This window comes from Acinetobacter sp. SM1B, assembly GCF_003289665.1.
GTDB lineage: Bacteria > Pseudomonadota > Gammaproteobacteria > Pseudomonadales > Moraxellaceae > Acinetobacter > Acinetobacter schindleri.
Window position 1 is genome coordinate 2,484,936 of sequence record NZ_QMBM01000001.1, and the last position, 6,635, is coordinate 2,491,570.

9 protein-coding genes are annotated in these 6,635 nt (G+C 42.5%); 5 read left to right on the forward strand and 4 right to left on the reverse strand.

The features are described from left to right. Nucleotides 1-70 precede the first annotated feature (70 nt). Nucleotides 71-907: a metal ABC transporter solute-binding protein, Zn/Mn family gene (locus C8322_RS11985; RefSeq protein WP_111810659.1), complete on the reverse strand. Its 837-nt coding sequence runs from the start codon at nucleotides 905-907 to the stop codon at nucleotides 71-73. A 138-nt stretch (nucleotides 908-1,045) separates the two neighbouring features. Here C8322_RS11985 and C8322_RS11990 point away from each other — a divergent pair, with 138 nt between their 5' ends. Genes C8322_RS11990 through C8322_RS12005 form a run of 4 tightly spaced genes read left to right on the forward strand, consistent with a single transcriptional unit; the run spans nucleotide 1,046 to nucleotide 3,597 of the window. Then, nucleotides 1,046-1,543: a transcriptional repressor gene (locus tag C8322_RS11990; RefSeq protein WP_004814242.1), complete on the forward strand. Its 498-nt coding sequence runs from the start codon at nucleotides 1,046-1,048 to the stop codon at nucleotides 1,541-1,543. Then, complete coding sequence (znuC, locus tag C8322_RS11995; protein ID WP_004814240.1) at nucleotides 1,525-2,307, forward strand: zinc ABC transporter ATP-binding protein ZnuC; 783 nt, start codon at nucleotides 1,525-1,527, stop codon at nucleotides 2,305-2,307. The genes C8322_RS11990 and znuC overlap by 19 nt, the downstream gene beginning before the upstream one ends. A 3-nt stretch (nucleotides 2,308-2,310) precedes the next feature. Beyond that, nucleotides 2,311-3,111: a zinc ABC transporter permease subunit ZnuB gene (gene znuB, locus C8322_RS12000; RefSeq protein ID WP_004814239.1), complete on the forward strand. Its 801-nt coding sequence runs from the start codon at nucleotides 2,311-2,313 to the stop codon at nucleotides 3,109-3,111. Nucleotides 3,112-3,114: 3 nt separating this feature from the next. After that, nucleotides 3,115-3,597 (forward strand): DUF523 domain-containing protein, encoded by a 483-nt coding sequence (locus C8322_RS12005; RefSeq protein WP_004814237.1) that lies wholly within the window; start codon nucleotides 3,115-3,117, stop codon nucleotides 3,595-3,597. A 9-nt stretch (nucleotides 3,598-3,606) separates the two neighbouring features. On the opposite strand, the gene C8322_RS12010 is transcribed toward C8322_RS12005, so the two are convergent. Together C8322_RS12010 and C8322_RS12015 are read right to left on the reverse strand one after the other, a co-directional pair. Continuing rightward, complete coding sequence (locus tag C8322_RS12010) at nucleotides 3,607-3,927, reverse strand: pyrimidine/purine nucleoside phosphorylase (protein WP_004814236.1); 321 nt, start codon at nucleotides 3,925-3,927, stop codon at nucleotides 3,607-3,609. Nucleotides 3,928-4,015: 88 nt separating this feature from the next. Beyond that, nucleotides 4,016-4,639, reverse strand: coding sequence for a LysE family transporter (locus C8322_RS12015; RefSeq protein ID WP_004814234.1), 624 nt, complete (start codon nucleotides 4,637-4,639; stop codon nucleotides 4,016-4,018). A gap of 158 nt (nucleotides 4,640-4,797) precedes the next feature. Between C8322_RS12015 and C8322_RS12020 the strand changes: the two genes are divergently transcribed. After that, nucleotides 4,798-5,718, forward strand: a complete 921-nt coding sequence (locus tag C8322_RS12020) for a Dyp-type peroxidase (RefSeq protein WP_004814231.1) — start codon at nucleotides 4,798-4,800, stop codon at nucleotides 5,716-5,718. A gap of 51 nt (nucleotides 5,719-5,769) precedes the next feature. On the opposite strand, the gene C8322_RS12025 is transcribed toward C8322_RS12020, so the two are convergent. Then, complete coding sequence (locus C8322_RS12025; protein WP_004814229.1) at nucleotides 5,770-6,459, reverse strand: hypothetical protein; 690 nt, start codon at nucleotides 6,457-6,459, stop codon at nucleotides 5,770-5,772. Between the last annotated feature and the right edge of the window lie 176 nt (nucleotides 6,460-6,635).

The window sequence follows — 6,635 nt, forward strand, 5'->3', positions numbered from 1 at the left end:
AGCTTAGCTTCGAAAAATTCGATGGTTCAATCGTTTCTAAACTAAGCAAAACTCGATCACTTTTTAATCATTATCGAGAATTTAGCACACATTTGTTCGTTTGATCAGCTAATTGTTGCCAGCCTTGGATAAAGTCCCCTGCCCCATTCATGCTTTCGTCTACATGCTGGAAAACTACCGGGTTCAGTTTTCTGTACTGATTGGCATTGGCATGTCCCTCAGCCAGCAGACACATTTTGGTCTGTGCGCGGGTATCCTGCAGGTACTTGATCTGTGCAACCGTTGGTGACACATGCGGATCATCGGTGAGTGCACCCATAAACTTCAGGTTTAGCGGACGCTCTAGATATTGATAGGCATCATGATATGACCAATAGGGGCGTGGCTTAGAAGTTGAACTATAACGTTGTGCTGTCGTTAGCATATTTTGTGCAAAAGCACGTGCATTTTTCCAGTAAGTTTCACGGTACTGTGGCATTTGCTGTGAACGCAGCGCAGCAATAAAGAAACCGATGCGAACTGCATTATTTGGGTCCAGCCAGACATGTGTATCAACCGTATTTTTTAAGGCTTCACCACGCGGATTACGCATTGGCAAAGGATTAATAATGCTGGAATCCAGAATTGCGATACTTTTATTACTTTCTTCGAGTACTTTTGCTAAAGGCGCTTCATGGGCCTGTCCCAGCCAGATCACCAGCCCCGCATCCTGAATGGTTTTACGGTGTGCTGGGGTCAGGCTGACATCATGTCCAGTCTGATTGGCCAATAATAAGGTTGGCTGCTCTACCCCTTGGGTAATTTTTTTGGCAATCAGGTAAATTGGATGCGTAGATAACACCAGACTTTGTGACCAACTTAAGGTACTCAATAAAGCCAGGGCACAGAACGCAAAGAAACGGGACATGGGAGAAAATCGCGGTAAAAACACTAAGTGTTATAATATAACAAATTTGCAAAAATACCTATGCCTAATCGAAACTGATAACGCTTCATGATAAGATTTAAAATTCTTTTAATTTCAGTTTCGCACTTGAGGTGAACTATGGGTTCCTGTTCGCACGAACACCACAACGCATTGCACGGCGTACACGATCATCCGAACGTGGAACAACGCCTGGCTGAAGCGGAAAGCCTGTGTGCAGCAACTGGTGCGCGACTTACGCCCTTGCGTAAGGAAGTCCTCGAACTGATTTTAAATGCTTCAGGTCCCATGGGCGCCTATGACCTGTTGGCCAAGATTAAAAATAATAGTGATCGTCCTGCGGCACCACCCACAGTATACCGCACGCTCGACTTTTTATTAGAAAAAGGCTTTATTCACCGTCTGACTTCTATTAATGCCTATATTCCATGCTGTCATCCACGTGAAGGTCACCAAGCAGCTTTCCTGATTTGTACCGAATGTAAAGCCGTAAAAGAAGCATCTGCACAAGGATTACTGGATCAGCTCGACGCATTAGCAAGCTCAGATGATTTTAGTGCTCATCACAGCATCATTGAGATTTCAGGAATCTGTCAGCAGTGTCGCAACAAAGCCTAACTCCCGTACCGCTGATTCAACTTTCTAAAATTTGGGTCAATATCGATCAGCGGGACATCTTAAAAGCCATTGATTTCTCTTTGCAGGAGAAAGAGATTGTCACACTCATTGGTCCAAATGGTGCCGGCAAGTCGACTTTAATTAAAGTTATGCTCGGAATTGTGAAACCGCAATCCGGTGAGATTAATACGGCGCGTAAGCTGAAATTTTCTTATGTGCCACAAAAATTCAATCCTTCACATAGCTTGCCGCTACGGGTAAAAGATCTGTTGGCACTCGAGAAATGTCCTTCAGCTATTAAAGCTGAAATCATCCGTGATACCGGTATTGCCAAGCTGGAAAATTCCAAAGTTCAACAGCTTTCTGGCGGTGAGCGTCAACGTGTATTATTAGCACGCGCTTTACTACGCCAGCCGGATATCCTGGTTCTAGACGAACCCATGCAAGGTCTGGATATCCAATCCGAAGCCGAACTGTATGAATATGTGCGTAGCCTGCCAGAAAAATATGGCTGTGCCATTTTAATGGTCTCACATGACCTGCAATGGGTGATGCAAGGTACGCATCGTGTAGTTTGTCTGAATAAACATATTTGCTGTAGCGGATTACCGGAAAGTGTGCAGCAACATCCAGAATATCAGGCGATCTTTGGCACCAATCGGGTGTTCTACCAGCATCATCATGATCACTGTGCCCATGGCGACTCTGCAACACCCTGTCAGCATGATACACGACCGCATATTCACCCCGAGCCGGAAGCTTAAGCCATGATGGACTGGTTACAACTCCTTTTACCTGCATGGATCATGGGAACACTATTGGTATTTTTGACTGCTCCGCTGGGCTGTCTGATGCTGTGGCGTCGTATGTCTTTCTTTGCTGATACCATGGCACATGGCACTTTATTGGGTGTTGCCATTGCTGGTGCCATGAGTCTACCGCTGTGGATCGGTGTGACCTTTATTGCCCTGTTGCTGGTGGCTATTTTATGGGTGCTGTATGATCCTCGCTTACCGAACGATGCTTTGCTTGCCCTCTGCTCAGCCACCCTACTCTGCTCAGGCTTATTGTTCATTCAGCATTTACCGGGTTTAAGACCAGAACTGCTGAGTTATCTGTTCGGTGATTTGCTGACGATTTCCTGGAATGATTTACCCACTTTTGCTGTGGTGATTATTGTTGCACTGGCTGTGATTTATAAAAGCTGGCAGGCACAGATCCAGATTGCCATTGATCCTGATATGGCGATCAGCGAAGGTGTGAATGCCAAATTACAACGCCTGATCTTTATGTTGTTACTGGCCCTATTCACCGTATTGGCACTTCGAGCAGTAGGTTCACTTCTAATGGGAGCCCTGCTGGTCATTCCGGCACTGACGGCTCGCTTGCTGGCGAACTCACCAAGACAAATGGTGATCTGGGCCTTCGTGATTGCTCAGATTGGGGTAACAGTTGGTCTCTGGTCAAGTGCAGGCCTCAATACTTCGACAGGTCTAACCATTGTCCTGACCATGTCAGTGCTGTTTGCCCTGATCTTCTGTATCCAGAAATTTAAGAAAATGAGTTAAGTCATGCTGAGCAAACGCTATTTGATTAGTGCCTGTTTGCTCGGTCATAAAGTCCGTTACGATGGACAGGATTGTCTGCTCAAGGAACTACTGCAACATCTGCTACCTGCTCAATATGTCAGTCTTTGCCCTGAAGTCAGTGGTGGCTTAGCCATCCCCCGCCCGCCTGCCGAGATTCAATCTGGAAATGGTCACGATATACTGCTACGCCACGCTCATGTTGTCGATATAAATGGTACAGATATTTCAGAGGCTTTTATTCAAGGCGCCTATGCTGCTTTAGATCTTGCCCGAAGATTTCAAGTGACACATGCCATCCTCAAAGCCAATAGCCCATCTTGTGGCAGTGACCTGATTTATGATGGATCATTTACTAGGACAAAAATTCAAGGCCAAGGCGTCACTGCTGCCCTGTTGCAACAACACGGCATTATCGTGATGACCGAACAAGATTTTTTGAAACAGCTAAAAATTCGACCTGAGTAAGTTCACCCCCTATTCAAAGTGGCAAACATAATCCACAACTTCTCGGCATAACAGTTTAAATCGACTATGTTTAGGTACATAGAAAGATTGTCCTGGTACATAACGCTGATAATGCGCATCCTCACCGATCTGCACCAGACATTCACCGGAAATAATTTCCAGACGTTCTGCTACAGCAGTTTCAAACACGATTGGCTGTTCTGTCGGCAGGAACACACCTAAAGTTTTTTGAGTGCCATCCGACAACTGAATGCAATGACTGATACAACAGCCATATTCGTGGATGGTTGGTTTTTTAATAATAGACACGCAGTCGAATTGACCAGACATAGGAATACCTCTTTTATTATTTTTATGTTTTGTATTCAAAAGTTAGCGACATCACATTGTTTTATTTTTGCGTGATGCACCTTTATGTTTAAGCCTGATGCACCAAACTGAGCAAGGTTGCAGCGCAGGCAAACAGCACGGCAAAGCTGCGATTTAATATTTTTTGTTGCTTTGCTGATGTCAATAATCTTAAAACTTTCGCTGCCAATCCGGTATAACCCGCCATCACAATCAGATCAATGGTGACCATGGTTGCTGCCATAATCACGTACTGAATCCACTGAGGTTTGGACAGATCCAGAAACTGTGGCAACACCGCAAGCAGGAACACAATTGCCTTTGGATTACTCATATTCACAAGAAAACCATACAGCACCAATTTCCCCGCTGACTTACGGGTTAATTCATGTTGAATCTCAATCGACTGCATCGGCGCAGTCCACTGTAAATATGCTAGATAGAGCAGATAGCCCACACCGAACCATTTCACCAGCAGAAATGCCCAAGGTGATGTCGCAAACAGTACCCCTGCCCCGGCAGCGACAATGGCGATTTGAACCAGTAAAGCCAGCTGCAAGCCTAAAGCATTCCAGTAGCCATGTCGAAAACCGTAATTCAGGCCACTCGACATCGAAGCAATGGCGCCCGCACCCGGGGAAATGCTAATCACCCAACAGGCCAGCATGTAGGCAAACCAAACTTGATAGGACATGAATCTGCTCGATAGAAAACTTGAAGCGTATTATATGACTTTTCAAATATATTCAGATCAAAATCTCGCTAAAATTTAATCTGAATACTATTCACCCTGTATGGCTTCAGGCACAATAGTTCGATTAAATACAGGAATTTTTATTACAGGAGCCATGAATGACAGCCCAATCTGTAATTTTGCCATTACCTTCAGATCATGCTCGTTTTATTGTTTTACGTCTTAAAGATCTCAGCATTGAAGATTTTAAAGAGCAATTAGAGCAATTATTTACGACACGTGATCGTCTGATTACTCAACATCCTAATGCGCAAATTAAAACAGGCGTGGCTTTTGGTCCTGAATTGTGGGCGAAACTTTATCACCAAGCTCCTGTAGGCTTTAAACAACTCGAGCCGATTCAAGGTTCGTTTGATATGCCTGTTGTTCCTGCAGATGTACTGATTCATATTGCTAGCGCACGTGCTGATATCTGCTTTGCTTTAAGTCAGGCTTTCTTTGAAGGAATTCGCGATCAAGTTGAAGTGCTGGATGAACGTGTCTGCTTCCGCTATTTTGATGGACGTGATATTACTGGCTTCATCGATGGTACTGAAAACCCGCAATTCCCGGATGATCGCGCTGAAGTCGCTTTAGTCGGTGAAGATGCCGGTATTTTCCAGGATGGTTCATTTATTTTTGCACAGCGTTATGCGCATAATCTGGAAAAATGGAAAAAGCTAAAAGTTGATGCTCAAGAGCAAGTGATGGGTCGTACCAAGCTTGAATCAATTGAGCTCGATGATGATGTAAAACCTGCCAATGCACACGTTGCTCGTACAGTAGTTGAAGACGAGGAAGGTGAAGAAATGGAGATTTTACGTCATTCCCTGCCTTATGGTGATGGTCGTGGTGACCAAGGCCTGTTCTTCATTGCCTACACCAAAGATTTAAACATTATTGATGCCATGTTAGAGCGTATGTTCGGTACGTCTGGCGATGGAATCCATGACCGTTTGCTCCACTTCGTAACTCCCATGGATGGTGCGTATTACTTTGCGCCGAGTGAAGAGTTGCTGGAAGAGGTTTTGGAAGGGTAAAATATAAGGTCGATGAATGCTACATTCACTATAATGTAGCAATCTAAAAAATTATTTTTCAAGAAAATTTCTATAATTAATATTTTCACACCCTAGAGTAAATGTTAAGCACTTTAAATCTGAATCTAAAATCAATTTATAGTCATTAATTTTCCTGTTACTTTCTCTAATATTTGCATTATATAAATATTTTTTCTCTTCTTTAATATAAGAAAAATTATCACCAGCCAATATACTCCCATAATCACTTTCTAAATTAGTAGATGAAGAATTTACTACTGGAGCTTCAATAACTAAATTTGACAACTTATTATATATAAAAAAGTTAGATATAAATTTTTTATAAGGTCTTTTCACATAATCTAATTCACTAAATTCCCTTATCCGAAAGGCAACTATTTTTTTATCTTGATAAAGTATTTTTAAATCTACAGTTGATTTTAAAGGCACAGTACCTTGATATAAAATATAATTTTTTTGATTATTTAAAACTTCGACGCCATAACTCTTAAGAATGTAATCTCCACCAGAATATTTTTTGTTTTTATCCCCATAATCAACTAAACTTAATTTTAAATTTTTATTTAATTGAGAGAATCTACCAAATTGATCCAGAAATAAAACTGGTTCTTTAATTTGGGTAGCACTTTGCTGGTAATCATTCCAATCTACACTTTTTGCGTGACATGATAGTGAAAAGAAGCTACTGCTAATTATTACTATAGATTTAAGTATTTTCATATTTTAAGTGCCTAAATCAATTTGGTTATAAAAAAAGGAATAGGGTCAAATCTTCCTTGCAAGCCTGTACCGAGCAATGCTGAACTCCTTGCCTCGAAATGCAAATGTCCCCCTTTTGATATAGTATGAACCGTACCGGGTTTGTCGGAGAGTCAATATTCTGAGAGACTATCCCG